Origin of the sequence: Pseudomonas shirazensis (genome assembly GCF_014268785.2) — a bacterium.
Classification (GTDB): Bacteria; Pseudomonadota; Gammaproteobacteria; order Pseudomonadales; family Pseudomonadaceae; genus Aquipseudomonas; species Aquipseudomonas shirazensis.
The window spans coordinates 1,374,983-1,399,812 of record NZ_JABWRD020000001.1 but is presented as its reverse complement, the minus strand read 5'-3'; the positions used below and the strand labels follow the sequence as shown (position 1 = coordinate 1,399,812).

Below are 24,830 nucleotides of genomic sequence, written 5' to 3'. Positions count from 1 at the left end.
GCTCGATTGTCACAGAAACACCCACGTCATGGAGACCTTTACCTATGTCAACCCGTAACCTGTTGCGTCATTCCTGCCTGCTGGCCCTGATCGCTGCCCCGCTTGCTGCCAGCGCTGCGCCAAGTACCGATCCGCTGTTCACTTTCGGCTTGCTCGGCAGCTACGACAAGTTCAAGTTCGAAGGCGGCTCTGAATCGGAGACCGATCACCTTGGTCAAGGTGGTCTGTTTGCCAACTATGGCAACAAGATGACCGCCGAATCCGGCTTCATCTACCAGATTGGCGCGGACGCCAAGTATGGTAAGAAGAGCGACAACAAGCTCAAGGAAGCCAAGGTTGATCTGGACCTGGGCTGGCGTGCTGCGATGGACGCGCGCAACTTCCTCGACTTTACCGTGGGCGCCGGCTATGACTGGTCGCGCTTCGAGCCTGAGCTCGACGACCTGGACAACGAGCTGACCTACAAGTCGCCGTTCGCCAAGGCTGCCATCGGCTACAACCACCAGTTCGATGCCTCGACCCTGCGCGTTGAAGTCGGTGCTCGCCGTAGCATTGACGGCCGCGCCAAGCTCAAGGTCGACGATTTCGGCAGCGACACCGTGGATATGAAAGACCGCACCAACCCTTATGCCGAAGTCAGCCTGCTGATGAACCAGCAGGGCGGCATGCCGGTCTACGGCAGCGTCTACTACACCCGCACCGAGTACAAACTCGATGAAGACTCGGATGTGGCTGACAATACCAAGCTCAAGCGTGATGAGTTTGGTGTGAAGGTTGGTTTGGCGTTCTGATTTAGCGATTTGTAGTGGGGCTGCAAAGCAGCCCCAACTACTCCGACCTATAGCTACTTGCCACGCCGCCGCGACACCCGCGCTTCAATGTTCTTGCGCCCGATCAGCAGCGCAGGTTTCTCCACCACCGGCTCATCCGCCAGCCATTTGTACATCACCAGGCAATCCACCAGCCCCAGCCGGGCATGCCGGTAGGCCTTGGGCAGGCGGCCGACTTCATCGAAGCCAAGCTTGCGCCACAGCGCCACGGCCACCTCGTTACTCGCCACCACCGAATTGAACTGCAACGCCAGAAACCCTTCCTGGCGGGCAAGCTTCTGTGAGTGCTCGCACATCAGCCTGGCCACGCCACGCCCGCGTGCAGCCGGGCAGACCATATAGCCACAGTTGCCCACATGGGCGCCGGGTCCGGCGGCATTGGCTTTGAGGTAATACGAGCCAAGCAGCTCGCCGTCCTGCTCCGCCACCAGCGTATGCAGCGGTGCCTCCAGCCACAGCTGGCGCGCCTGCTCGAAGCTGATCTGCGGGTCGAAGGCGTAGGTTTCGCGGGCCTGGACGATGTTTTGCATAGTGGGCCAGAAGCCGTCGAAGTCGGCGGCGGTCATGGGGCGGATGTGGATCATGGCGGTACCTGCACGGGCTGAGCCGGCAAGTCTGGTGGTGCAGGCGCCGCCGCGCAAGTGCGGCGACGCCGACAGGCTTACTCGTCGGCTTGGCCCAGCGCATCCAGAGCTCGGGTCGAATAGACCAGCGCAGCTCCAGCGTTCATCGCCACGGCGACACCGAGCGCCTCGGCGATCTGCTCGCGGGTCGCGCCCTGCTTGAGGGCTTCCTTGGAGTGCACGGCAATGCAGCCGTCGCAGCGGGTGGTGACGGCAACCGCCAGCGAGATCAATTCGCGGGTCTTGGCATCCAGGTGGTTGGTCTTGGCCCCGGCGCCGCTGGCGGTCACGTAGCCCGCGACGGTGTCCGGTGAGAGTTGCTTGAGGTCGCCGATGCCAGCCATCAGCTGCTTACGGTAGGCGTCCCAGTCCATCATGCTCATTGTCTTCACCTTGTAGGGTTGCGGCAGGAGCTTTCAGGCTAGTCGAGTGGAGAGGGTTAGCGAGCGGGATAATAGTCGAAAGCGTGTTGCACTTAGGTAGCAAGCATTCAGCGCCGCCGGCATGACGGCGCCTTGCCAGGCTGTCTCAGATGTAGATGAACACCAGCACCAGGGCCGCTACCACCAGCCACTTTTCCAGGTAATAGCGCATGCGGTTGCGTTTTTTCAGCGCCTTGCCACGCTCGCGGATTTTGTAGATGCGGGTGAACAGGCGGTTGATCGCGCCAGTCTTGTCATTAGCGTTGTTGGGCGCTGCAGCCGCGGCCATCACCTTGCGGCTGAACCAGCGGTTGAAGGCGGTAGCCCAGTGGTACTTGAGCGGCCGCTCGACATCGCAAAAGAGGATGATGCGGTTGTGCTCGGTGGTGTTGGCGGCGTAGTGGATGTAGGTTTCGTCGAAAATCACCGCCTCGCCGTCGCGCCACGAGTACTTTTCGCCATCGACATCGATATAGCAGCCATCGTCGTTCGGCGTGTCCAGGCCTAGGTGATAACGATAGGAGCCGGCATACGGGTCACGGTGGCGAACCAGCTTGGCGCCTGGGGGCAGGGTGGCGAACATGGCAGCCTTGACCGTACCGATGCCTTGCAGCAGCTCGGTGGTGCGCGGGCACAGTGTTGTCGCCGACGGGTGGGTCTCGCCATACCACTTCAGGTAAAAGCGCTTCCAGCCGGTCTTGAAGAACGAATTGAAGCCAACGTCGTCATGGTTGTCGGACTTTTTGATTTCGCCAACGTGCAGCAGCTGCTGGGCTTCAGCGCGAATTTCCTGCCAGTTGTCCTTGAGCGGTTGCAGCTCTGGGAAGGCATCGACCGGCAGGTAGGGTTTGGCCGGCAGCCTGGAAAACAGATAGAGGAAGCTGTTGATCGGCGCAAGGAAACTCGAGTGGTCCCCCAGCTGGCGCGTCAGCTTGTGACGCACATGGCCACGCAGATGCACATAGGCAATCGAGAGGACGAAGATCAGTACGAAAGCAATTTTCATCGACAAACACTTGTAGAGAATGGCCATGAGCCATGGCTAGATCGCGTCAGCATAAACAAACCGAGTACGACTTTGTACTTATTGTTACATTTGATCGACGGTACTTTGGTGGCATTGCCTACGTGTCGCGCAAACGTTTCCGCTAGGATTTTCGGCTCATCTCCGATCCGTCAGGCCGGTACACTCGACTGATCCGTTCATTAATCCGGAGCGAACATGGCCAAGGAAACGCGCCCCAGCGGCAGCCCGTTCAAGCGACTGTTTTTTGCCCTCCCAGTCAGTGATGACCAGCGCCGCAGCGTCGCCCAGTGGCGTCGTCAACTTGAGTTGCGCAGCGGCAAGCCAGTGCCCGCCGACAACTTCCATCTGACTCTGCTGTTTCTCGGGGATGTCGACAGTGCGCAGTTACCCGCTCTGTGCGCTGCGGTCGACCAGATCAAACGCCCGGCCGCGCCGTTACGCGTGTTGCTCGATCAATTGCAGGTGTGGCCACGGGCCGAAGCGCTGGTGTTGCAGGCAAGTGATGCGCCGCCCGCCCTGCGCCAGTTGGTGTATGCCCTGGAACAGGCCGCGCTGGGCCTGGGCATCGCCCGCAGCAGCCGTGAGTACCGCGCGCACCTGACCCTGGCACGGGACTTTCAGGGGCAGGTGCCGGAGGCCAGCGTGCCGGCTGATTTTTACCTCAGTGCGCGGCACTTCACCTTGTACGAGTCACGCAAGGGCCGCTATTTGCCGTTGGCGCAGTGGCCGCTGAAGGTCTGAGAAGCGCTTCAGAACTGCGGCGTGTACTTGACCGAGAACATCAGATTACGCGGCTCGCCATAGTTGTTGCTGCCGTTGAGCTGGTTGAAGCCGGCGACCCAGTATTTCTTGTCGAACAGGTTGTTGGCGTTCAGCGCAAGATTCACTTCTGGGTTCAGCTGATACGCCACCCGCGCGCTCCATACCGTGTAGCCGGGCACCTCGTAGCTGCGCTCGTAACCCAGGGTGTGGCTCTGGCTGGTGAAGCCCATGCCGGTGCTCCAGCGCTGGCCGTCGACCGGCAGCTGGTAATCGGCCCACGTACGCAACATGTGCTTGGGCGTCCACTGGCTGAAAGTGCGGCCTTCGTTTTCCGGGTCATCAAGAAACGTGGTGGTGTTGTAGGTGTAGCCGGCGAACAGCTGCAGGCCGCTGACCAGTTCGCCGCTGATCTCGGCTTCGACGCCCTGGCTGCGGACCTTGCCGGAGGCCATCGAGCAGTACCAGCCATCACATTCCTGGCCCGATGCGATATCGGTAACCGCGCGGTTTTCCTGGTCATAACGGAAGATCGCCAGCGAGGTGTTGACCCGGCCATCGAGCAACTCGCCCTTGAGGCCGGTCTCGTAGTTGCTGCCAACGATCGGCTTGAGTGGGGCATTGCCCAGGGCACGTTCGGTCTGCGGCACGAACACATCGGTATAGCTGGCGTACCACGACCATTTCTCTGTGACGTCATAGATGAAGCCGGCATACGGGGTGACCTCACCGGACTCGGTCATACGGCTGGTGGGGTAGCGCCTGCCCGGATCGGTCGGGTTGTTGAAGTCGATCGAGTCCCAGCTGTAGTCGAACCAGCTGACGCGGGTGCCTGCAATCAGCGTCAGGTCCTGCACCGGCTTGACGCGCCAGACGCCGTACAGGCCCTTTTGCCGAACGTCGTAGCTGGCTTGGTTATGGCGACCAAAAGGACCGGCCAGCAGGCTGTCGCGGCTCGGTTCCGGGCGGTCATGATCGATGTCGAAGATGTTGCCGCTGCCGGCGTTGAATTTGCGCCAGTAGGCGTCATCCGAGGTCAGCTTGGCATAGTTGCCGCCGACGGTGATTTCGTGCGCCACCGAGCCGGTATCGAAGTGGCCGACCACGTTCATATCCAGCCCCAGCTTGCTGGAGTGGAAGTCAGTGATCCAGTCGGCGTAGCTGACGCCATCGCCGTTGGCCTCCAGGCCTTCGCCGGACGTCTGCACGCGCTGATGGGTGGAGGTGTTGGTTTCGTCCATGCGCACGGCGGCAGTCTTGAATGTCCAGTCGTCGTTGAAGCGGTGCTCGAGGTCCAGGTAGTAGGTGGTGACGTCGGTTTCGGCGCGGCTCCAGCGTGCGCCGGTGAAGGTCGAGCGGGGTAGATCGACCGGCTTGCCGCTGGCGTAACGCGGGATACCGCGCAGCATCGGGCGTGACTGTTCACGGCTGTAGCTGATACCTGCGCCAACCGTGGTAGCGTCGTTCAGGTCGATGTCCAGCGCGCCATACAGCGAGTGGGTTTTGCTCCATTGATAGTCGATGAAGCTGTCGCTCTGGTCTTCATCCAGCACCATCCGCCCGCGCACCTTGCCATCGCTGGTCAACGGCCCGCCGGCATCCAGTTGCAGGCCGTAATGGTCCCAGGAGCCGGCCTTGCCGGTGATGGCCACGGTCGGCGCCGCCTGGCCGCGCTTGCGCACCAGGTTGATCGCACCACCCGGGCTGCCGGTGCCTTGCAGCAACCCAGAGGAGCCGCGCAGCACTTCAACGCGATCGAAGAACACCAGATCCTGGGTCGCCCAGTTGCCCAGCGAGTAGTTGTTGCGCTGGATCGGTACGCCGTCGTACTGCCAGTCATCGATCTGGAAACCGCGCGAAGTCACTACCATGCCCGGGCCGATACCCTGCGCGCCGACGATGCCGGTGGTGTGATTGAGCGCGTCCTTGAGGTCGGTGATGCCCTGGTCGTCCAACTGCTTGCGGGTGATCACCGTGACCGACTGGGGGATCTCTCGCAGGGTATGGGTACCTTTGCCCAAGGTGACTGCGCGCGCGGCATAGGAGCCGCTGCCTTCGCTGGTGGCGTCGAGGTAGTTGTCATTGATACTGGTCGCGCCCAGCTCCAGCGCGTCGCCGCCGACACTGGCCGGGGCCACGCTGAAATGGCCGCTGCCGGCCACCCGCAGTTGCAGGCCGCTGCCGCTCAGGGCGGTCTGCATGGCCTGTTCGGCGCTCATCTGGCCGACCACTGCTGGCGCCTGCTTGCCGCGCACCAGGTCTGGCTCCAGCGCGATAATGCTGCCGCTCTGGCTGGCGATGCGGTTGAGGGTGGCGGCCAGGCTTGCGGCCGGCAGGTTGAAGGTCAACGTCTGCGCCTGAGCCAGGGCACTCAAGCTGCTCAGAGCGAGGACCAGGGGCAGGGCGCGGGGCCAGGTGTTGTGCACGGTGTTCTCCCGTTGAAAAGTGGCTGTCAGGAGATAGGTGCGACGAGAAATGAAAACCGGACACGGCTGCGAATGATTTTTAAAGATATTCTCACTATGCTGGCATTGGCCCGATCAGTGTCAGCCACGGTGCGTAGTGCTCGACCTTTATAGGCAAAGCTTCGGCGAGGGCGGCCAAGGCCTGTTGCGGCTGGTCCAGCGGGAACACACCCTGCACGCGCAGGCCGCGCACTGCCGGGGCCAGGCGAATGTAACCACGCTGGTAAGGGCGCAGCGCCTCGACCACGGCGTGCAGTGGCTCATCGAGGACCTCGAGCTTGCCGTCGACCCAGGCGGCGCGCTGCAGCTGCTCACCACTGAGTAGCTGAATGCCGTCAGCGCCAAGCAGCGCGGCCTGACCTTGCTGCAGGACTTGCTCCTGCCCATTCGGCAGGCTGGCGCGCACGCTGTGCTGCAGCACGGTAACCCGTGTTGTGGCTGGTTCCTGGCCGACCAGAAAACGCGTGCCCAGGGCCTGGATCTGACCTTGCGCGGCGCGCACCCGCAGCGGCCGCAGCGGGTCTTTGGCAACGTCGATCAACAGCTCGCCGTGACGCAGCACCACCAGCCGTTGCTCGCGATCAAAGCGCAGGTCAACCGCGCTGGCGCTGTTCATGCTGAGACGGCTGCCGTCTTCGAGCGTGAAGGTGCGGCGCTGGCCGCTAGCGGTGTGCAGATCAGCCATCCAGTCCTGCGCCGCGTCGCTGCGCCAGCCGGCCCACAGGCCGCCACCCAGCAACCCAAGCCCGGCGAGACTGCGCAGCACATCACGGCGTGTGCGCGTCGGTTGCAGCAGCAGTTGGCGGGCCTCACTGGCTTGCCCGGGCACGCGCTGATCCAGTGCTCTCAGCGCTGCGCACGGCCGGCCCAGGCGTTGCTGTAACAGATCCCAGGCGTGTTGATGGCGCGGGTCTTGCGCCAGCCACTGGTCGACCCGGCGCAGCAGCGCTGGGTCCGGGCTAGCGGCATTGAGCTCGACCATCCAGTCGATGGCTTGCTCGGTCACGCTGTCCAGGCTGCGCGCACTCATGGCTGCAGCTCGCTCAGGTAGCACTGGCGCAGCGCCTGTTTCATGTAGCGGCTGACGGTGCGTTCGGACAGCTGCAATTTGGCCGCGATGTCGACGTAGCTCATGCCGTCGAGCTGACTGTAAAGGAATGTGCTCTTGACGATCGCGGGGAGGCCATCGAGCGCCTGGTCGATAGTCACCAGGGCCTCGATCAGCAGCAGTTGTTCTTCAACTGACGGCGCCACTTGCTCCGGCAGATGGCTCAGGCGTTCCAGGTAAGCCTGCTCAAGTTGGCGGCGGCGGTGACGATCGAAAATCAGTCGACGGGCAATCGTCGACAGGTAGGCCCGCGGCTGCAGGATGCTGTCTGGATCAACCCGCGCACCGAGCATCTGGCAAAACGCTTCGGCAGCCGTGTCTTCAGCATCTGCGCGGTTACGCAGGCGCTTGTGGATGTGTTGGAGCAGCCAGCTGTGATTATCGCTGAAAAAGAAGCCCAGCTTGCGGGTCGAGGTGCTGTCCAACGGTTGATATCCGATCGTGAGTGTGAATCGTTCTCAATGGTAGCTGGATCGGTAGAACTCCCGCAATGGCAGCGTGCTGGCGGTTCACTGCCGTATCAGGGGGCAAAGAGGTCAGGCGCTTATCGCAACCTTGTCGAACAGCTTCTGCCCGATTGAGCGCGCGCTCGCCAGATGGGCAAGGCTCTGGCCGCTCTCGCTGTCATCCAGAAGCGCCGAGCCAAGCACCCGAGCACCGCAGTAATCAAAGATTCCATGCTCTATCTGAGTCGCCATGGCATGGCCGTAACCATGCCGAACGAACGTGCCCGCGTCGGCGCCAGCCAGGCCAACCAGCTGTACCGGCAGGCCGTGGAGCTTTTTGATCAAACGCCCGTCTGGCAAATAGTCGAACGCCCAGCCGTTGCTGAATACGCGCTCGACCCAGCCTTTGAGCAAAGCTGGCATCGACCACCAGTAAACGGGGTAGACCAGCACCAGAGCATCGGCGCATTCGATCCGCGCCTGTTCGCTTAGAACATCAGCCGGAGCTGTCGCCAGGCGCCGATGCACGGCGTGGTCAGCAAGGCCAAAGCGCGGGTCGAATCTCTCAGTGGCCAGGTCGGCGAGGCTGCTGCTGTGGCCCGCGTCGGCAAGGCCCTCGGCGATCTGCGCGGCGAGCGCATGGGTAAGGGACTCAGGATCATGGTGGCCGATGACGATCAGTGCGTGCATGAAGATTCTCCGGAAGGGGCTGCGAGACGGCAGGCGTCGCTATATACTATCGGTAAGTTACCTTTGGTAAGTTACTTTTGGTAGGTTGCGATGTCAAGTGAGCAGAATCCGCAGTCGCGCAAGCGCCTGTCGCGGGAACAGCGCCGGAGCCAATTGCTGGAAGTGGCTCGGGAAATCGTCAGGCTGGAGGGCACCGATGCGCTCAGCCTCGGCCAGCTGGCACAGCAGTCCGGTGTGACCAAGCCAGTGGTCTACGACCATTTCGTATCGCGAAACGGCTTATTGGTTGCGCTCTATCAGGAATACGACGCGCGTCAGTCGGCGATGCTGGATGCATTGCTGGCGAGCTGTGAACCGACCCTGACGGACCGCGCACGGGTGATTGCCGCGGCCTATATCGATTGCGTGATCAGCCAGGGGCGGGAGATTCCCGGCGTCAGTGCAGCCTTGACCGGTTCGCCCGAGATGGAAACGCTGAAAAACCAGTGCGAAGCGCCGTTTCTGGACAAGTGCCGGCTCGCGCTGGCTCCGTTCGCGCCGAGTGGCGATATTGCTGCGGCAGGGTTGCGCGTGCTGGTGGGCGCGGCGGATGCCTTGTCGCAGGCCGCAGCAAACGGCGCGCTTGAGCCGGAGCAGGCGAGGCAAGAGTTGCAGGCGACGATTGTCGACATGGTCTTGCGTCAGTAACGCCTGTAGCGCGCTGCATGGCTGAGGTGCTCAGACCGAAGCGGAAAAATCGTTCAGGCTGCCTGGCGCAAATCGTTGGTAAGGCTGCTCATCCCCTGGGCTCTGGGCAAACTGACGCTTGTATTCGCGGCTGAACTGCGAGGTGCTCTGATAACCGACCCGGTGCGCCGCCTGTGCCACGCCCAGGCCTTCGCCGATCAGCATCTGCTGCGCCTTGAGCAGGCGCAGGCGCTTGAGGTACTGCATTGGCGCCATGTCGGTGCAGCGCTTGAAGTGCTCATGGAAGGTCGACACGCTCATGTTGGCGCAGCTGGCCAAGGCTTCGACGCTGAGCGGCTCGGCGTAATGCTCGCGCAGATAAGCAAGCGAGGCGGCTACTCGGGCAAAGTGCCCTTGCTGCTCGACCAAGGCCCTCAGCACACCGGCCTGCGGCCCACGCAAAGCGGTGTAGAGCACTTCGCGCATACGTGCCGGGCCTAGCACCTGGGCATCCAGCGGGTCCTGCAGGCACTGCAGCAGGCGCTCGACGCTATCGCGCATGGCCGCATCGAGTGCCGCCGAGGTCATCGACTGCGGGGTTTGCGCCTGCACACAGGCATCTGGCGCCAGCTGCATGCTCTGCACCAGTTCGCTGAGTACGCTGCGGTCGATATCCACGGCCACGCCCAGCAGTGGCGCTTCGGCAGTCGCGAAGGTCTCGCACATGAACGGCACCGACAGCGCCTGCACCAGGTAATGACCCGCGCCGTACTCCAGGGTACGCGGCCCCAGCCTTGCCAGTTTGCTGCCCTGGGCGAGGATCATCAGGCTCGGTTCATAGATCTGCGGGCTGCTGGCGACGTAGTGATCCCAGCTAAGCACCTGCACCTGCGGCAGATGGGTGGAGACAAACCCCGGGCGCGTTGCCAGGCGGCGAATCAGGTCGCAGAGCGGGGCGTTGGCGTCGACGTGGCGGGTAAGCTGCATAAAGGGCCTGGGCAGAGAATCAGACACTGGCATTCTCGCAGATTTATAGCCTGGCGCTATATCGGATGTGGCGGTTTCGGAGAATCAGGCAAGCATGCCGGAGAATTCACGGTGGCCTCGCTCGCCATCTGGCAGGAGAATGGCTGGCATTGAATCGTTTCACTTGAGAGGTCTTCGCCATGTATACCGCAATCGGTTATGCCGCCCAAACCCCGACCAGCCCGCTGCTGCCGATGAGCTTCGAGCGTCGCAGCCCGCGTGCCGATGACGTCGCCATCGAGATCCTTTATTGCGGCGTCTGCCACTCCGACATTCACCAGGCGCGCAACGAGTGGGGCATCGCTGTGTACCCGCTGATGCCGGGCCACGAAATCGTCGGCCGGGTGACGGCGGTCGGTGCCAACGTCAGCAAGCACAAAGTCGGCGACCTGGTCGGCGTTGGCTGCATGGTCGACTCGTGCCGCGAGTGCCAGGCCTGCGCCAAGGACCTCGAGCAGTACTGCCTGGCCGGCCCGACCATGACCTACGCGACCCCGGACCGGGTCGATGGCAGCAACACCATGGGCGGCTACTCCAACAGCATCGTGGTCAGCGAGCATTTCGTCCTGCGCATGCCGCAAGGTCTGGACCTGGCCAGCGCGGCGCCGCTGCTGTGCGCCGGCATCACCACCTACTCGCCGCTCAAGCACCACGGTGTCGGCCCTGGCCACAAGGTCGGCATTCTCGGCATGGGTGGCCTGGGCCACATGGGCATCAAGTTCGCCAAGGCACTGGGCGCTGAAGTGACCTTGTTCACCCGCTCCGCAGCCAAGGCAGAAGAAGCTCGCCGCCAGGGCGCCGATCACGTCATCGTGTCCAGCGATGCCGAGCAGATGCGCGCCGCCGCCGGGCGTTTCGACTTCTTGCTCGACACTATCCCAGTGCAGCACGATCTCAATCCCTACCTCGACACCCTGACCTTTGATGGCGTGCACATCCTGGTCGGCCTGATCGAGCCGGTCGAGCCACCACTGCATGCAGCCAACCTGGTGCTCAAGCGTCGCGTACTGGCCGGTTCGTTGATCGGTGGCATCGCCGAAACCCAGGAAATGCTCGACTTCAGCGCCGAGCATGGCATCACCTGCGACATCGAGATGCTCGATATCCGCAGCATCAACGAAGCCTTCGAGCGGGTGATCGCTGGCGATGTGAAATACCGCTTCGTCATCGACATGGCCACGCTGAAAGCCTGACTGGCAGGTGACGGGTCACCAAGCCAGTGGCTTGTCCAGGCCCTTCCAGAACAGCCAGCGGCGTAGCTCGCCGTGCTCGCCAGTGCCGATCTGCCAGTCAGGGCGGCCGCTGTCGAGGGCGATCAGCGAGATGAAGCCGGCATAGCTGGCGGCGACCAGGGTTTTGCCATCTGCGCTGATGTCCATGGCGCACAAGGTCGAGCCCAGGTAATGCTGCCAGTGCTCCTGACCGTCTTCGCCAAATGCCCGCAGATAGCCGTGCGCATCACCCACGATGTACTCGCCGGCGCGGGCTACGCCAGCGTAGATCCGCGCGCCATCCTCGACCAGCGGCGTGCGCGGGTCTTCGCTGTAGTAGTCGGTATCGAGCCCCGGCAGGTCAGCCGTGCGCACACCCAGGGTGTTGCCGTTGTAAAAATGGCAGGCATTCAGGATCAAATGGTCGCCGCGCTGATTGAACAAGGCAAAGTGTGGGTATTCACCGACTGGGCCGACTTCGGCGACCACCTGCAGTTGATCATCCAGCACCAGATGGCGCGCGCCTTGTTCGCCGATGGCGAGCAGGCGGCCATCGGGCGAGACTGCGCCGTGCTCCATCGACAGGCCCAGGGCGATATCGTCGGGGTCGATCCCTTCTGCCAGATCATCGAGAATCGTCTGCTGCTGCGGCAACAGGCGAATCGCCCGCTCGCCGGTGAGCACAAATATCCCTTCGCTGCTGACCAGCAATACCCGCTGCCCATCCGGGAAGGGGATCAGCGCGCTCGGTGTGGGCGGTAAATCGAACGGTTCGAACGGATAGCCTCTGGGCAAACCTTCAAGGCCATGGGGCCAGGCCATCCGCGCGACCTGCGGGCCACCCCAACCATCAGTGACGCGGATACCCTCAGCGTTGGCCAGGGCGAAATAACGTCGCTGCGGGCAGCGGCCAAAGTGCTCGACGCCAATCACCGGGGTCACCGTGCGCCCATCGATGCGAACCACCTGGCCTTTTTCGTGAGGCATGCCAATCCGTGCCAGCAGGCTGCCGTCATCGAGCATGAGCACGCTGGCGATGCCTTGCCCGTGCTGTTCCAGCAGCGGTACCAGCGGCAGGTGGGCGGGCGGCCAGTCGCTGCGAAATGCGCGGCGTTGCTGCTCATCGATATAGGGCTGATTGATCGCCTGTAGCGCCGCCTGCCAGGCCGGCAGCAGGTGCTCGGTGGCAGGCGCGACCGGCTCCTCGAGGTTGTCCCAGCCTTGCGTGCGGCCTTGCGCGACGTAGTGGTTGATGGCCTTGGCATAGGCGATTACGGCCTGCTGCCATTGTTGCTGGGCGTGCTGCTTGTCCATGAACGGATCGGACTCCTTGTTCCGCGGTCTGTCTCTAGAGCGCACATGTTACTCCGCCCGCACTGCGGTTGTGAGGCCCTGGCTTGGCGCGTACCATGGCCGCCATCCTTGATACATATCTATCCGCACCTGCCGCATGCTTTCGCAGCGGGCTGGGTTGCGTGCTTGTCGTCTTTTTTCAGGAGCTGTAATTCCCATCCATGAATGGTCCGATCCCTACATCCATGCCCACACCGGTGGGCGGCGGCAGCTGGCTCAGTGTCATTGCGTTGGCCCTGGCTGCGTTTATCTTCAATACCACCGAGTTCGTTCCGGTGGCGCTGCTCAGTGACATCGGCCGTAGTTTTGACATGAGCACTGCGCAGGTCGGCCTGATGTTGACCATCTATGCCTGGATAGTGGCGCTGGCGTCGCTGCCGATGATGTTGCTGACGCGCAATATCGAGCGGCGCCGCTTGCTGCTGTGGGTGTTTCTGGTGTTCATCGTCAGCCACTTGCTGTCGTGGCTATCGCAAAGTTTCACCATGCTGGTGCTCAGCCGTATCGGCATTGCCTTGTCGCATGCGGTGTTCTGGGCAATTACCGCTTCGCTGGCCGTGCGGGTGGCGCCAGCGGGCAAGCAGGCCAAGGCATTGGGCCTGCTCGCGACCGGTACCACCCTGGCGATGGTCCTGGGCATTCCGCTTGGCCGGGTGGTGGGCGAGGCGCTGGGCTGGCGGGTGACGTTTCTGAGCATCGCCGGCGTGGCGCTGGTGACCATGCTCTGCCTGATGAAGTCGCTGCCATTGCTGCCGAGCCAGAACTCCGGCTCGCTGCGCAGCTTGCCGGTGTTGTTCAAGCGGCCGGCCCTGGTGATTACCTACCTGCTGGTGACGTTGCTGATCACCGCACAGTTCACCGCCTACAGCTATATCGAACCATTTGCCTTGCATGTCGCACAGATCGGCGGCGATCGCACCACCTTGTTGTTGTTGCTGTTTGGCGGTGCCGGGGTGATTGGTTCGGTGCTGTTCAGCCGCTACAGCGAGCGTTTCCCGCAGCTGTTCCTGCTCGGTTCGATTGGGTGCCTGGCCGCTTGCCTGCTGCTGCTCTGGCCACTCTCGGGCAACTTCACTGTATTCGCCGTATTGAGCATGTTCTGGGGGGTGGCGATCCTCAGCTTCAGTCTGGCGTTGCAGTCCAAGACCCTCAAGCTGGCCTCGGACGCCACCGATGTGGCCATGGCGTTGTTCTCTGGCATCTACAACATCGGGATCGGCGGCGGCGCGTTGCTCGGCAGCATCGTCAGCGGCCAGTTGGGCGTGGCTTACATCGGCCTGGCTGGCGGTTCGGTGGCTGTGCTCGGCCTGATCCTGGCGCTGGTCAGCCTCAAGCGCTTGCGCGAGACGCCTGCGCTCGGCTGAGCCGGGCCGCTACAGCAGCAGCGCCGACCACGCCGAGGCAATCAGCAAGCACGCCAGCAGCTGATTGAACCGGCGCAGGCGCTGCGGCGACTGCAACCAGCGGGCGCTACCAGCACCGAGCAGGGCCCAACTGGTCATGCTCGGCAGGGCCACCAGCAGCAACACCAGCGCCAGCTGCCAGACCGGCTGGCCCGGCGCTGCATACACGCCGATTACCGCCACGGCCAGCAACCAGACTTTGGGGTTGATCAGTTGCAGCGACGCAGCACTGATCGCGCCGAAGGGCTGTTGTTCGGCACTCTGGATCGGCTCGCCGGCACTGCGCAGCAACTGCCAGCCCAGCCACGTCAGCCAGATCACGCCGAGCCAGCTCATCACTTGCTGCGCCAGCGGATAGCGCAGCAGCACTTCGCCCAGGCCCAGGCCAACCGCCCAGACGATCACCGCCGCAGCCGTGGAGGCCGCCACAATCGGCGCCACGCTGGCACGCAGCCCGGCGCGGGCGCTATGGGCGAGGATCAGCACGTTGGTCGGCCCGGGGCTGATGCTGGTGACCAGCGCAAACAAGGTAAAGGGCAACAGGGACTGCAGCATCAACGGTAACTCCAGAGGGATGGAGCACCATGGTCGCTGCCGCCGCCGGTTCAGTCTGGAAGCTTTGAGCAGCGTCGTTGGTAGGCTGCTGGGGTCAGGCGATACGCCCGGCGGAACCAGCGGCCGAGGTGGCTCTGATCGGCAAAGCCAAGCGCCGTGGCCACTGCAGCGGGGCTCTCGCCCAAGGCCAGCAGGCGCCGCGCTCGAGCCAGGCGCAGCTGAATCAGGTAGGCGTGCGGGGCCAGGCCGAAGGCCGCCTTGAACGCGCGACTCAGTCGAAAACGATCGACCCCGCAGGCCTGAGCCAGCTCGACCAGGCCGATATCCTGATCGATATGCGCGTGCAGGTAGTCCCGCGCACGCTGCGCGGTCAGCGGCAGGCGTGGGTCGGGATTGAGCCGCTTGCGCCAGTGCAGGTGCTGGGTCAGGCAGGCGAGCATGTCGTCCATGGCCGTCTGGCGCACGATGCGCAGGTCCTGACTGTGCACGGCGTCGAAGGCGCGCATGATCGCCCCGCTCAAGCGCACATCGTTGCACTGGGTGTCGGCAAAACTGGGCAGGCTATTGGCCGGCGCTTGTTCGAACAAGCCCGGCAGTTCGGCCTGCAGCCAGTCTGGCTCCAGGTACAAGGTGAAGTAGGTGAAGCCGTCGGCAGTCGGCGCCAGGCCATCGTGGATCTCGCCGGGCTCGAGCAGAAACACCTGACCGGGCGTGCTCACATGGCTGGCGCGGCGGCAGTTGAACTGCTGCACGCCTTGCTCGGTGGCGCCGACCAGGTAGCTGTCATGCCAGTGCGGGTCGTAGGCGTGCCCGGTGAAATGCGCGCGCACCGACTCGATGCCGGTATCGGCGTCCTGGCTCAGATCAATCCAGTTGGTCATGGGCGGCAGCTGCTGGTGAGTGGGCCCACTACCTTAACCCACAAGGGCTGGTCAGGTTTAGAACGGATGTGCAGCAGGTTGCGCAGCATTTTCGTCATTGGCATGAAAGTGTTGCTGTATTTTCAGCGGTTTCTATTGGCTGCAACAGCGCTAAGATGCGCGTCGAATCTGCACACCTCAGGAGCTTTTCGATGGACACCGTTACCCTGGCCAAGCGCCGTTACACCACCAAAGCCTACGACGCCAGCCGCAGAATCCCGCAAGCGACCATCGATACCTTGCTCGAGCAACTGCGCCACAGCCCGTCTTCGGTCAATACCCAGCCTTGGCACTTCATCGTTGCCGACAGCGCTGAAGGCAAGGCGCGGATAGCCAAGAGCACCGAAGCGTTTGCCTACAACACCGCAAAGATTCGCGATGCCTCGCATGTGCTGGTATTTGCCGCGCGCACCGAGATGCCTGAAGCGCATCTGCAGGCCCTGCTGGAGCAGGAAGCCCGTGACGGCCGTTTCCATACCGAGCAGGCCAAGGCCGGCCAGGACCTGACCCGGCGCAGCTATGTCGACCTGCACCGCTTCGATCAGAAAGACCTGCAGCACTGGATGGAAAAACAAACCTACCTTGCTCTTGGCACTGCGCTGCTGGGCGCTGCCGCGCTGGAGCTGGATGCCACGCCGATCGAAGGTTTCGACAGCAAACTATTGGACGCCGAGCTTGGCCTGCGCGAGCGCGGCTTCACCAGTGTGGTGCTGCTCAGCCTGGGCTACCGCAGTGCCGACGACTTCAACGCTGGGCTGGGCAAGTCGCGCTTGCCGGCGTCGAGTGTATTCACCTTCCTTTGACCTGCGGGTCCAGCACCGGTATCAGCTGTGCGCTGAGCGCTTCGACCAGTGCGCTGACCTTGGGCAAATGGCGCCGATTGCGGCGCCAGGCCAGGTGAATCGGAAGGCCCTCGCTGGCGAACTCTGGCAGCACTTCGACCAGGCTGCCCTGATCCAATTGGCGCTGAACCAGCCAGGTCGGTAACTGGGCGATACCGTGGCCGGCCATGATCGCTATCGCCTGGCCTTCGGCGTCACCGATGGCCAGGCGGCCGCTGATGCTTTTCAGTTGCGTCGCGCCTTGCCGGCCACTGGCGAAATGCAGGGGCGGTGTGCTGCCATCGGCGCAGGCGTACAACACGCAACCAAGTGCCTGCAAGTCGCGCTCATCACGCGGCGTGCCGTGCTCGGCGAGGTAGCTGGGGGCGGCGCAAAACACCGTGCGCTGACTGCCCAGATAGCGATGCTCGACACCAGCCGGCCACACCTGCGGCCCGCCAATGCGAACGATGACGTCGATGGCGTCCTCGAGCATGTCGACAAAGCGATCGGACAAAGTGATGTGCGGTTGCAGGCGCGGATGGCGCCGGGCGAAGTCGAGCACGGCGGGCAGCGCATGCAGGCGGCCGAAGCTTGCGGGCAGATCGACCCGCAGCGGCCCGCATGGCTCGTTCAGTTCATCATGCAGGGCCATCTCGGCTTCGGCGATCTCGGCCAGCACTCGGCTGCAGGTTCGGTAATAGGCTGCCCCGCTGTCGCTGAGCAGCAGGCGCCGAGTGGTGCGTTCGAACAGCCTGACCTGCAAACGTTTCTCCAGGCGCGCCACACCCTTGCTGACGGCTGAGCTGGTCAGGTTCATGCGCTCGGCAGCGGCGGTGAAGCTACCCGCGTTGGCGACATTGACGAAGAAGTCGATGTCCTTGAGATGCTCGGCGACAGGCATGGAGGCGGGCCTTGATTAGTGAAAATGGTTCAGCAAATTACGGAAAATCTACCCGTAATAGGCCTGTAATTCCATATTAAGCTTCGCGGCTGAAAGTTTCCGAGCGATAGACGATGCAAAATTCTTCCCTGACTGCTCCCGCAGTCGCCGACTCCGGGCAGCGCACCGGGCTGTCCATTCTGTTGTTCGCGGTCGGCGGCTTTGCCCTGCTGACCACTGAATTCATCATCCTTGGCTTGCTGCCGGGGCTGGCCCGCGACCTAGGCCTGTCGATTGCAGCAGCGGGCCAGTTGGTGACCCTGTTTGCGGTGACTGTCATGCTGTTCGGGCCGTTTCTGACCGCCTGGTTGTCAGCCTATCCGCGCAAGACCCTGTTCATTGCCATCGTGCTGGTGTTTGCCGCGTCCAACGCACTTGCCGCAGTGGCGCCAAACGTCTGGGTGCTGGCGCTGGCGCGTGTACTCGGCGCACTGGCGTTGCCGGTGTATTGGGGCACCGCCAGCGAGAGTGCAGGGCAGTTGGCAGGGCCCGGCCGTGAGGGTTGGGCGGTGGCCAAGGTCTATCTGGGCATCACGGCGGCGTTTGTCTTCGGCATTCCGCTGGGCACTGTCGCCGCCGGGCTGGTCGGCTGGCGTGGCAGCTTCTGGCTGCTGGCCGGGTTGTGCCTGCTGGTCGCGCTGCTGATGTGGGCCTGGTTGCCGAAGTTGCCGCCCGCGCCGCAGCGGGCGCAAGGCGAACGGCAGACAGTGATCTTGCGTGACCGGCGCTTTATTGCCCATGTGCTGTTGTCGGTGCTGGTGTTTACCGCGATGTTCAGCGCCTACACCTACCTGGCAGAAATCCTCGAACAGGTGGCGGGCGTGCCTGCGGCTCAGGTCGGTTGGTGGCTGATGGGCTTTGGTGTGGTCGGCATGCTTGGCAACAGCCTGGCCGGGCGCATCGTTGACCGTAGCCCGCTCGGAGCGACGGTACTGTTGCTTTTCATTCTCGCGATTGGCATGGGCGCGGTTGCTCCCGTGGTCGGCAATCCAGCGCTGCTGCTGATTGCCCTGGCGCTGTGGGGCGTTGCCTACACGGCGTTGTTCCCGGTGTGTCAGGTGCGCGTCATGCAGGCCGGCGCCAAGGCTCAGGCCCTGGCCGGGACATTGAACGTATCTGCTGCAAACGGTGGCATCGCGGTTGGCGCTGCGCTGGGCGGGCTGGTGATTCAATGGTACGGCACTGCAGCGCTGGGCTACGTAGCCAGCGCGGTGGCTGGCTTGGCCGTATTGGCCACGCTGCTGCTAATGGCAGGCGCGAGGCCGCGCGCCTGAACATGTCGCGTGTGGTTACCAGAAGGTCGGCGCAGCAGTCGCCAGCACGCGGGTAAACACCTTGATTGCAGCATCCACATCAGTCTCTGTGGTGTAACGGCCTAGGCTGATGCGCACACTGCTGCGAGCTTGTTGATCGGTAAGGCCCAGCGCTAGCAGCACATGTGACGCAGCATTGCTGGCGGAGTTACAGGCCGAAGTCGTCGACAACGCCAACTCGCTGGCCAGCGCTGCGCTGTTGAAGCCTGGGGTGGCGATGCGCAGGTTCAGGGTGTTGGCGATGCGTTGCTGCGGGCAGCCATTAAGTGCGACACCCGGCAGCGCCAGCAGGCCGTTTAGCAGGCGTTCGCTGAGTTGATGGATGCGCTGCTGCTCGGCCTCGGCAGATTCGCCTGCCAAGGCGAAGGCGCTGCCCATGCCCGCGATCTGGTGGGTCGCGAGGGTGCCCGAGCGTAGGCCGCCTTCATGGCCGCCACCATGCATCTGGGCACGCATCAGTGGCCGCGCTCGCGGACCGACATACAGCGCACCGATGCCCTTGGGGCCGTAGACCTTGTGCGCTGAGAAGGACATCAGATCGACGGCCTGCTCGCGCAGGTCGAGCGCGATCTTGCCGACTGCCTGGGCAGCGTCTACGTGCAGTATTGCGCCATGGGCACGAACGATCTCGCCAATCGCGGCATAGTCGGTGACGGTGCCCAGTTCGTTGTTGACCGCCATCAGCGACACCAGCCGCGTGTCGTCGCGCAGCGCCTGGCGAACCGCATCGGGCTGAATCAACCCGGCCTGATCGGGCATCAGGCGGGTCACTGCCCAGCCTTGACGCTCAAGCTCGGCCACCGTGTCGAGCACTGCCTTGTGTTCCAGCGCGCTGGTAAGCAGGTGCCCAGGCTTGTCGGCGCCATCGGCGATGCCTTTCAGGGCGAGGTTGTTGGACTCGGTGGCGCCTGAGGTCCAGACCAACTCCTCTGGCTGCGCGCCAACCCGCTCGGCGACCTGCTGGCGGGCCTGCTCGACCACGGCACGTGCCGCTTGGCCATAGGCGTGACCGCTGGAGGCAGGGTTGCCGAAGTTGGCGTGGTGGCCGAGGCAGGCGAGCATGGTTTCGATAACCCGCTCATCGACGGGGGTTGTGGCGGCGTAGTCAAAGTACAGTGGGGCGCTGGGCATGATGGACTGATCCGGGCATGTCGCCTGATGGTGGCGAACGTTAGCGACATGCTATCGGTCTGCAGCCAAAAATTTTTTCCCTTGTTTTCCCGCTAATCCCGATCGGGTAGAAGAAAATTCTCCTAAAACCTGTCAAACAGGATCAAACATTTTTTCCTCTTCCACCACAACCCGCTCACATAGCTCGATGATCTGTTCGCGCATCCAGCGGTTGGCTGGGTCCTGGTCGGTGCTTTCATGCCAGTACAGGTGAGTTTCCAGCGGCGGTACGTCAACCGGCAGTGGCAAGTGGCGCAGTTGATGGCGGCGGGCGAAACGCTCTGGCACAGTCATTACCATGTCAGTCTGCTGCAACACTTGCGAGGCCATCAGGTAGTGTTGTGAGCGCAGCGCAACCTTGCGTTGCAGGCCCATCTTGCCCAGCGCCAGGTCGACATATCCCAGGCCGTTACGCCGGCTGGAGATATGGATGTGGCTCATGCCCAGGTACTGCTCCAGCGTCAGCTTGGTCTCGGCCAGTGGGTGGCCCTGACGCATTGCGCAGACGAAGCGGTCCTGCATCAGTTTGACATGGCGCACCTGCGGGTCGGTGTTGAGCGGCGCATCGACGGCGAAATCGAGGCGGCCAGCGGCCAGTTCCTTGGTGGTTTCGCGCCGTTTGCACAGGAAGCTTTCGATCATCACCGCTGGTGCCAGCCGGCGCAGACGCTGGAACAGCGGCGGCAGCACTACCGCTTCGGTCAGGTCGGTCATGCTGATGCGGAAGGTTTTATTCGCCTGTTGCGGATTGAAGATGCGGCTTTCCTGCACCGAAACCCGCAGCAGCGCCAGCGCGTTGCGTACCGGGCCGATGATGTTTTGCGCCATCGGCGTCGGCACCATGCCTTGGGCGGTGCGCACGAACAGCGGATCGTTGAAGGTCTCGCGCAGCCGCGACAATGCGTTGGACACCGCCGGCTGGGTAATGCCGACGATCTGCCCGGCGCGGGTTAGGTTGGCTTCGGTGTAGATCGCATCGAAGACGATGAACAGATTGAGGTCAACCTTGCTGAGATTCATTGGGCGCCGCTCGACGTGATGTTATCGCTGGATCATATATCGGTTATGAATGTTTATACACGCTGAAAATAGGCTAGGTGGATTGGCGCGCTTGTTCTAGGCTCAGGCCCATGTTCTTCATCCTGTGAAGGTAAGCCCGATGGATTTCGCCTATTCGCCCAAGGTGCAGGCCCTGCGAGAGCGCGTCACTGCGTTCATGGACCAGCATGTGTATCCTGCCGAAGCAGTGTTCGACCGCCAAGTTGCCGCGGGCGACCGCTGGCAGCCGACGGCGGTAATGGAGGAGCTCAAAACCAAGGCTCGCGCTGAAGGCCTGTGGAACTTGTTTCTGCCCGACTCGGAATACGGCGCGGGCCTGAGCAACCTTGAATACGCGCCTTTGGCGGAAATCATGGGCCGCTCCCTGCTGGGGCCGGAGCCGTTCAACTGCTCGGCGCCCGATACCGGCAACATGGAGGTGCTGGTGCGCTACGCCAGCGAGGCGCAGAAGCGCCAGTGGCTGGAACCGCTGCTGCGCGGCGAGATCCGCTCGGCGTTCGCCATGACCGAACCGGACGTGGCTTCGTCCGATGCCACCAACATGGCGGCCACGGCCGTGCGCGATGGTGATCAGTGGCTGATAAACGGGCGCAAGTGGTGGACCTCCGGCGCCTGCGATCCGCGCTGCAAGGTGATGATCTTCATGGGCCTGTCCAACCCGGATGGCCAGCGCCATGAACAGCACTCGATGATTCTGGTACCCACCGACACGCCCGGGCTGAAGATCGTCCGGCCATTGCCGGTGTTCGGCTACGACGACGCCCCCCATGGCCACGCCGAAGTGCTCTTCGACAATGTGCGCGTGCCCTATGAAAACGTCCTGCTGGGCGAAGGCCGTGGCTTCGAGATTGCCCAGGGGCGGCTGGGGCCGGGGCGGATTCACCACTGCATGCGTTCGGTGGGCATGGCCGAGCGTGCGCTGGAATTGATGTGCCGGCGCTCGGTTGAACGCACGGCTTTTGGCCGGCCATTGGCGCGGCTTGGCGGCAACATCGACAAGATCGCCGACTCGCGTATGGAAATCGACATGGCCCGCCTGCTGACGCTGAAGGCGGCCTACATGATGGACACCGTTGGCAACAAGGTCGCCCGCAGCGAGATCGCGCAGATCAAGGTGGTCGCGCCCAATGTCGCGTTGAAAGTGATCGACCGGGCCATCCAGATCCATGGCGGGGCAGGGGTCAGCGCTGATTTCCCGCTGGCCTATATGTACGCCATGCAGCGCACCCTGCGCCTGGCGGACGGGCCGGACGAGGTGCATCGGGCCGCCATCGGCAAGTATGAAATCGGCAAGTATGTACCGGCGGAGTTACTGCGCATGGGCCGCTGAGGGTGGCGCGCCTGGGCAGCGCGCCGAACTTGCACTTGGCTAGCGGTTCCTCAGCGAGTCAGGATTTTCAGTGATCGCTCCCTCCTGAATTGAGCGTGGTGTTGGCCGGTGATGAGCCACGGGGTCTGGTCCATGACCAGGCTGGCCACCCGCTGTCGCATCATTGCGGGTCTTGAGCAACGACAGCACGACCCCGCCCAGCAACAGTGCAAAAGTCACCCCCAGCGAGAGCAGCGCCGGCACCTTGCCGATGAGGCCGTGATAGAAAATCTTGCAGCCGATGAAGATCAACACCAGGGCCAGCGCGTACTTCAGATATACGAACCGATGCATCAGGGCGGACAGCGCGAAGTACAGCGAGCGCAAGCCAAGGATGGCGAAGATGTTCGAGGTGTAGACAATGAACGGGTCTTGAGTAATGGCAAAGATCGCCGGCACGCTGTCGACGGCAAACACCAGGTCGGCCAGTTCGATCAACACCAGCGCCAGAAACAGCGGTGTGGCGTAACGCAGCGCTTTGCTTTCACCGGGCGGCGTCAGCCGGACAAAGAATTTTGCTCCGTGCACGTCGTCAGTGACGCGCATATGCCGGCGTACAAACCTCAACACCGGGTTGTTGGCCAGGTCCGGTTGGCTATCCTCCTTGGACAGAGCCATTTTCACCCCGGTAAACAGCAGGAACGCGCCGAACAGGTAGAGCACCCAGGCAAAGTTCTGCACCAGCGCAGCGCCAACGCCGATCATGATCGCGCGCAGCACCACCACCCCGAGGATGCCCCAGAACAACACGCGGTGCTGGTAGCGGCGTGGGATGGCGAAGTAGCTGAAGATCATCGCCATGACGAACACGTTGTCCATCGACAGCGATTGTTCGACCAGGAAGCCGGTGTAGAACTCCAGCGCCGACTGCGCGCCCAACTCGAACCAGACCCAGGCGCCGAAGAGTACGCCCACGCTGAAATAGCCTGAATACAGCAGCAGGCTTTCACGCATTTCGATTTCGCGTTCTTTGCGGTGCAGGACGCCAAGGTCAAGCACCAGCAGCCCAACCACGATGACGACGAAAACCAGCCACAGCCAGGCGCTGGTACCGAGTACGGGAGTAGCGAGGTAGGTCTGTAGAGCTGTCATGAGCCCCTCCTTGATTGTCGACGTTGCATGGCAACAGTGATCCGACATGGCGGCGTGGCAGCCGTCAGAGGGGCCCGGTATCACATGGGTTAGAGCCTAGACCCAGATGCCGGAGCTGCCGAGTGGCAGCCTGTTACATTTCTTTGCGTGGCCCTCTGCATTCCTCAATACACCCACACCTCGACCCGGCGATTGCGTTGGCGGCCTTGCTCTTGCTCGTTGCCCGCTACCGGCAGCTCGGCGCCCATACCCAGCACGTCGATGTTCTGCAGGCCTTCATGGGCCAGTTCGCGGCGCACTGCCATGGCCCGCAGGCGCGAGAGCAAGGCGGCCCTGCCCGGTGTTTCCTTGGGATCGCCGAAGCCGACCAATAGCGTCCTGGTTTGCTCGTGGCCGGCCTGCTGCAGGAAGTCTGCGACCCGGTGTACGTCGCGCAGCGCTTTGCTGTCCAGGCTCGCACTGCCTTCCTGGAAGCGAAAGTTCACGGTCAGTCGACGTCCTTTCAGAGCAAGGCTGCGGTAGCGCGCTGGCATGTCTGCCTGGGCGGGGATCGGCAAAGCTTTGACTTGCTGATTGACGAAGCCTTGCTCAGCAACGATGACCTGGCCTGCCGGGCTTTGGGCAAAATCAGCCAGCGCCTGGGCCAGCGGATGCGGACTGGCCGGCAGGTAGAAGTACAAGCGCCGCGACAGCGGATAATCTTCACTGGCAACCAGCGCGCGGCTGGGCGGCAGGGCCGGCGCATCGCCAGCAGCAATGGCCAGGACCTTGGCCCCATGCACGGCCGCAAGGCTGCTGAAGCCAATCGCTTGGCGGTCGCTCTGGACCTGCTCGACCAGCGCGTCGCTGGACTCGAAGCGCCTGGCCTCGCCACTCAGTGCGCTACGTACAGGGTCGAGGACCAACGCCTTGAAGGTCTCGAAGGTGCCGGAGCGGTCATCGCGCGCATACAGTCGGATAGCACCGCCCGCTACGCCCAGTTGCTCCCAGCGGGTTACCTGACCGGCAAACACCTGGGCCAGCTGCGCTGTGGTGAGGCTGGTCAGTGGATTGTCTGGATGGACGATCACGGCGACGCCGTCGAGGCCGATGACCTGCTCGGAACGGCCGCTGCGCAAGTCGCCGAACGCCTGCAACTGATCTACCTCGACGTCACTGATCGGTCGCGAGGATGCAACCAGGTCTGCCGCACCACTGCCCAGTGCAGCGAAACCGGTACTGCTGCCGTGAGCTGCGATCAGCACGCTGAGGAGTTCGCCATCGCGACCCTGCGCCGTAATGGCGATTTCGTTGGGCACAGCCCCTGTGGAATGCTCGATCGCCGTCGCGTCCTTGCTGCGCAGCATCCCCTGAACCAGCGCAGGCCCAAGCGCAGTGCCGATGGTGTTAGAGCCCTGAATGCGCAATTGCACCGGCTCAGCCAGGCAGAGCAGTGGCAGCGACAACAACAGGAGTGAGAGCAGACGCGGCATGCCGGAAACCTGGGGCACAGTGATGCCCCGCAGATTACGACAGTTGCATGACTGGCAGATGACGGTGCTGGCTCAGCCGTGCTGCGC

General features: G+C 62.9%; 24 protein-coding genes. 8 read left to right on the top strand and 16 right to left on the bottom strand.

Features of this window, described 5'->3' with window-relative positions:
- The first annotated feature begins 44 nt into the window (after positions 1 to 44).
- The gene (locus HU736_RS06045) at positions 45 to 791 is read left to right on the top strand and encodes a hypothetical protein (protein WP_103437610.1); all 747 of its coding nucleotides are present in this window, start codon (positions 45 to 47) and stop codon (positions 789 to 791) included.
- Positions 792 to 844: 53 nt separating this feature from the next.
- Here HU736_RS06045 and HU736_RS06040 read toward each other — a convergent pair whose 3' ends face one another.
- The 3 genes from HU736_RS06040 to lpxO all read right to left on the bottom strand — a co-directional run bounded on the left by HU736_RS06040 (position 845) and on the right by lpxO (position 2,881).
- A complete protein-coding gene (locus tag HU736_RS06040; RefSeq protein WP_181107446.1) occupies positions 845 to 1,414 on the bottom strand; it encodes a GNAT family N-acetyltransferase in 570 nt (189 codons plus the stop codon).
- A 77-nt stretch (positions 1,415 to 1,491) separates the two neighbouring features.
- A complete protein-coding gene (locus HU736_RS06035; protein ID WP_103437608.1) occupies positions 1,492 to 1,836 on the bottom strand; it encodes a carboxymuconolactone decarboxylase family protein in 345 nt (114 codons plus the stop codon).
- A gap of 145 nt (positions 1,837 to 1,981) precedes the next feature.
- Positions 1,982 to 2,881: a lipid A hydroxylase LpxO gene (lpxO, locus tag HU736_RS06030; protein ID WP_103437607.1), complete on the bottom strand. Its 900-nt coding sequence runs from the start codon at positions 2,879 to 2,881 to the stop codon at positions 1,982 to 1,984.
- 216 nt (positions 2,882 to 3,097) lie between these two features.
- Between lpxO and thpR the strand changes: the two genes are divergently transcribed.
- The gene (gene thpR, locus HU736_RS06025; protein WP_103437606.1) at positions 3,098 to 3,643 is read left to right on the top strand and encodes an RNA 2',3'-cyclic phosphodiesterase; all 546 of its coding nucleotides are present in this window, start codon (positions 3,098 to 3,100) and stop codon (positions 3,641 to 3,643) included.
- Between the two features lie 8 nt (positions 3,644 to 3,651).
- On the opposite strand, the gene HU736_RS06020 is transcribed toward thpR, so the two are convergent.
- From HU736_RS06020 to HU736_RS06005, 4 genes are all read right to left on the bottom strand, one after another.
- Complete coding sequence (locus HU736_RS06020; RefSeq protein ID WP_186700924.1) at positions 3,652 to 6,087, bottom strand: TonB-dependent siderophore receptor; 2,436 nt, start codon at positions 6,085 to 6,087, stop codon at positions 3,652 to 3,654.
- A 94-nt stretch (positions 6,088 to 6,181) separates the two neighbouring features.
- Positions 6,182 to 7,156, bottom strand: coding sequence for a FecR family protein (locus HU736_RS06015; RefSeq protein WP_186700925.1), 975 nt, complete (start codon positions 7,154 to 7,156; stop codon positions 6,182 to 6,184).
- A complete protein-coding gene (locus HU736_RS06010) occupies positions 7,153 to 7,659 on the bottom strand; it encodes a sigma-70 family RNA polymerase sigma factor (protein ID WP_186700926.1) in 507 nt (168 codons plus the stop codon). The genes HU736_RS06015 and HU736_RS06010 overlap by 4 nt, the downstream gene beginning before the upstream one ends.
- Before the next feature lie 111 nt (positions 7,660 to 7,770).
- Positions 7,771 to 8,370 (bottom strand): NAD(P)H-dependent oxidoreductase, encoded by a 600-nt coding sequence (locus tag HU736_RS06005; protein WP_186700927.1) that lies wholly within the window; start codon positions 8,368 to 8,370, stop codon positions 7,771 to 7,773.
- A 90-nt stretch (positions 8,371 to 8,460) separates the two neighbouring features.
- Here HU736_RS06005 and HU736_RS06000 point away from each other — a divergent pair, with 90 nt between their 5' ends.
- Positions 8,461 to 9,057, top strand: coding sequence for a TetR/AcrR family transcriptional regulator (locus tag HU736_RS06000; RefSeq protein WP_186700928.1), 597 nt, complete (start codon positions 8,461 to 8,463; stop codon positions 9,055 to 9,057).
- A gap of 30 nt (positions 9,058 to 9,087) precedes the next feature.
- Here HU736_RS06000 and HU736_RS05995 read toward each other — a convergent pair whose 3' ends face one another.
- Positions 9,088 to 10,023 carry an AraC family transcriptional regulator gene (locus tag HU736_RS05995; RefSeq protein ID WP_186700929.1) on the bottom strand — a complete coding sequence of 312 codons (936 nt, stop codon included), beginning with the start codon at positions 10,021 to 10,023 and terminating at the stop codon, positions 9,088 to 9,090.
- Between the two features lie 179 nt (positions 10,024 to 10,202).
- Between HU736_RS05995 and HU736_RS05990 the strand changes: the two genes are divergently transcribed.
- Positions 10,203 to 11,255: an NAD(P)-dependent alcohol dehydrogenase gene (locus HU736_RS05990; RefSeq protein WP_101319963.1), complete on the top strand. Its 1,053-nt coding sequence runs from the start codon at positions 10,203 to 10,205 to the stop codon at positions 11,253 to 11,255.
- Positions 11,256 to 11,270: 15 nt separating this feature from the next.
- Here HU736_RS05990 and HU736_RS05985 read toward each other — a convergent pair whose 3' ends face one another.
- Positions 11,271 to 12,587, bottom strand: a complete 1,317-nt coding sequence (locus tag HU736_RS05985; RefSeq protein WP_186700930.1) for a beta-propeller fold lactonase family protein — start codon at positions 12,585 to 12,587, stop codon at positions 11,271 to 11,273.
- A 200-nt stretch (positions 12,588 to 12,787) separates the two neighbouring features.
- On the opposite strand from HU736_RS05985, the gene HU736_RS05980 reads away from it, so the two are divergent.
- Entirely contained in the window at positions 12,788 to 13,990 is a 1,203-nt protein-coding gene (locus HU736_RS05980) for a sugar transporter (RefSeq protein ID WP_186700931.1), read from the top strand.
- A gap of 9 nt (positions 13,991 to 13,999) precedes the next feature.
- Here HU736_RS05980 and HU736_RS05975 read toward each other — a convergent pair whose 3' ends face one another.
- Positions 14,000 to 14,584: a LysE family translocator gene (locus HU736_RS05975; protein WP_181107465.1), complete on the bottom strand. Its 585-nt coding sequence runs from the start codon at positions 14,582 to 14,584 to the stop codon at positions 14,000 to 14,002.
- Positions 14,585 to 14,634: 50 nt separating this feature from the next.
- Entirely contained in the window at positions 14,635 to 15,465 is an 831-nt protein-coding gene (locus HU736_RS05970; protein WP_186700932.1) for an AraC family transcriptional regulator, read from the bottom strand.
- A gap of 191 nt (positions 15,466 to 15,656) precedes the next feature.
- On the opposite strand from HU736_RS05970, the gene nfsB reads away from it, so the two are divergent.
- Entirely contained in the window at positions 15,657 to 16,307 is a 651-nt protein-coding gene (nfsB, locus tag HU736_RS05965; protein WP_101319950.1) for an oxygen-insensitive NAD(P)H nitroreductase, read from the top strand.
- On the opposite strand, the gene HU736_RS05960 is transcribed toward nfsB, so the two are convergent.
- Positions 16,294 to 17,229, bottom strand: coding sequence for a LysR family transcriptional regulator (locus HU736_RS05960; RefSeq protein WP_103437593.1), 936 nt, complete (start codon positions 17,227 to 17,229; stop codon positions 16,294 to 16,296). The two genes, nfsB and HU736_RS05960, sit on opposite strands and share 14 nt — an antisense overlap.
- A 113-nt stretch (positions 17,230 to 17,342) precedes the next feature.
- On the opposite strand from HU736_RS05960, the gene HU736_RS05955 reads away from it, so the two are divergent.
- Entirely contained in the window at positions 17,343 to 18,542 is a 1,200-nt protein-coding gene (locus tag HU736_RS05955) for an MFS transporter (RefSeq protein ID WP_186700933.1), read from the top strand.
- Positions 18,543 to 18,557: 15 nt separating this feature from the next.
- Here HU736_RS05955 and HU736_RS05950 read toward each other — a convergent pair whose 3' ends face one another.
- Together HU736_RS05950 and HU736_RS05945 are read right to left on the bottom strand one after the other, a co-directional pair.
- The gene (locus HU736_RS05950; RefSeq protein WP_186700934.1) at positions 18,558 to 19,712 is read right to left on the bottom strand and encodes a cysteine desulfurase family protein; all 1,155 of its coding nucleotides are present in this window, start codon (positions 19,710 to 19,712) and stop codon (positions 18,558 to 18,560) included.
- 132 nt (positions 19,713 to 19,844) lie between these two features.
- On the bottom strand, positions 19,845 to 20,771 hold the full coding sequence (locus HU736_RS05945; protein ID WP_103437590.1) for a LysR family transcriptional regulator: 927 nt from the start codon (positions 20,769 to 20,771) through the stop codon (positions 19,845 to 19,847).
- A gap of 139 nt (positions 20,772 to 20,910) precedes the next feature.
- Here HU736_RS05945 and HU736_RS05940 point away from each other — a divergent pair, with 139 nt between their 5' ends.
- On the top strand, positions 20,911 to 22,140 hold the full coding sequence (locus HU736_RS05940) for an acyl-CoA dehydrogenase (RefSeq protein WP_186700935.1): 1,230 nt from the start codon (positions 20,911 to 20,913) through the stop codon (positions 22,138 to 22,140).
- 39 nt (positions 22,141 to 22,179) lie between these two features.
- On the opposite strand, the gene HU736_RS05935 is transcribed toward HU736_RS05940, so the two are convergent.
- On the bottom strand, positions 22,180 to 23,271 hold the full coding sequence (locus HU736_RS05935) for a TerC family protein (protein WP_225912981.1): 1,092 nt from the start codon (positions 23,269 to 23,271) through the stop codon (positions 22,180 to 22,182).
- Positions 23,272 to 23,435: 164 nt separating this feature from the next.
- Positions 23,436 to 24,743 carry a substrate-binding domain-containing protein gene (locus tag HU736_RS05930; RefSeq protein ID WP_186700936.1) on the bottom strand — a complete coding sequence of 436 codons (1,308 nt, stop codon included), beginning with the start codon at positions 24,741 to 24,743 and terminating at the stop codon, positions 23,436 to 23,438.
- Positions 24,744 to 24,830: the final 87 nt, after the last annotated feature.

Excerpts from the sequence above, each read along its gene's own strand:
- HU736_RS05955 (WP_186700933.1), top strand. The coding sequence starts at position 17,343 with ATGCAAAATTCTTCCCTGACTGCTCCCGCAGTCGCCGACTCCGGGCAG.
- HU736_RS05940 (WP_186700935.1), top strand. The coding sequence starts at position 20,911 with ATGGATTTCGCCTATTCGCCCAAGGTGCAGGCCCTGCGAGAGCGCGTC.
- HU736_RS06035 (WP_103437608.1), bottom strand. The coding sequence starts at position 1,836 with ATGAGCATGATGGACTGGGACGCCTACCGTAAGCAGCTGATGGCTGGC.
- HU736_RS05990 (WP_101319963.1), top strand. The coding sequence starts at position 10,203 with ATGTATACCGCAATCGGTTATGCCGCCCAAACCCCGACCAGCCCGCTG.
- nfsB (WP_101319950.1), top strand. The coding sequence starts at position 15,657 with ATGGACACCGTTACCCTGGCCAAGCGCCGTTACACCACCAAAGCCTAC.
- HU736_RS06015 (WP_186700925.1), bottom strand. The coding sequence starts at position 7,156 with ATGAGTGCGCGCAGCCTGGACAGCGTGACCGAGCAAGCCATCGACTGG.
- HU736_RS06000 (WP_186700928.1), top strand. The coding sequence starts at position 8,461 with ATGTCAAGTGAGCAGAATCCGCAGTCGCGCAAGCGCCTGTCGCGGGAA.
- HU736_RS05930 (WP_186700936.1), bottom strand. The coding sequence starts at position 24,743 with ATGCCGCGTCTGCTCTCACTCCTGTTGTTGTCGCTGCCACTGCTCTGC.
- lpxO (WP_103437607.1), bottom strand. The coding sequence starts at position 2,881 with ATGAAAATTGCTTTCGTACTGATCTTCGTCCTCTCGATTGCCTATGTG.
- HU736_RS06040 (WP_181107446.1), bottom strand. The coding sequence starts at position 1,414 with ATGATCCACATCCGCCCCATGACCGCCGCCGACTTCGACGGCTTCTGG.
- HU736_RS06045 (WP_103437610.1), top strand. The coding sequence starts at position 45 with ATGTCAACCCGTAACCTGTTGCGTCATTCCTGCCTGCTGGCCCTGATC.
- HU736_RS05945 (WP_103437590.1), bottom strand. The coding sequence starts at position 20,771 with ATGAATCTCAGCAAGGTTGACCTCAATCTGTTCATCGTCTTCGATGCG.
- HU736_RS05935 (WP_225912981.1), bottom strand. The coding sequence starts at position 23,271 with ATGACAGCTCTACAGACCTACCTCGCTACTCCCGTACTCGGTACCAGC.
- thpR (WP_103437606.1), top strand. The coding sequence starts at position 3,098 with ATGGCCAAGGAAACGCGCCCCAGCGGCAGCCCGTTCAAGCGACTGTTT.
- HU736_RS06005 (WP_186700927.1), bottom strand. The coding sequence starts at position 8,370 with ATGCACGCACTGATCGTCATCGGCCACCATGATCCTGAGTCCCTTACC.
- HU736_RS05980 (WP_186700931.1), top strand. The coding sequence starts at position 12,788 with ATGAATGGTCCGATCCCTACATCCATGCCCACACCGGTGGGCGGCGGC.
- HU736_RS05960 (WP_103437593.1), bottom strand. The coding sequence starts at position 17,229 with ATGCCTGTCGCCGAGCATCTCAAGGACATCGACTTCTTCGTCAATGTC.
- HU736_RS05975 (WP_181107465.1), bottom strand. The coding sequence starts at position 14,584 with ATGCTGCAGTCCCTGTTGCCCTTTACCTTGTTTGCGCTGGTCACCAGC.
- HU736_RS05950 (WP_186700934.1), bottom strand. The coding sequence starts at position 19,712 with ATGCCCAGCGCCCCACTGTACTTTGACTACGCCGCCACAACCCCCGTC.
- HU736_RS05970 (WP_186700932.1), bottom strand. The coding sequence starts at position 15,465 with ATGACCAACTGGATTGATCTGAGCCAGGACGCCGATACCGGCATCGAG.
- HU736_RS05995 (WP_186700929.1), bottom strand. The coding sequence starts at position 10,023 with ATGCAGCTTACCCGCCACGTCGACGCCAACGCCCCGCTCTGCGACCTG.
- HU736_RS05985 (WP_186700930.1), bottom strand. The coding sequence starts at position 12,587 with ATGGACAAGCAGCACGCCCAGCAACAATGGCAGCAGGCCGTAATCGCC.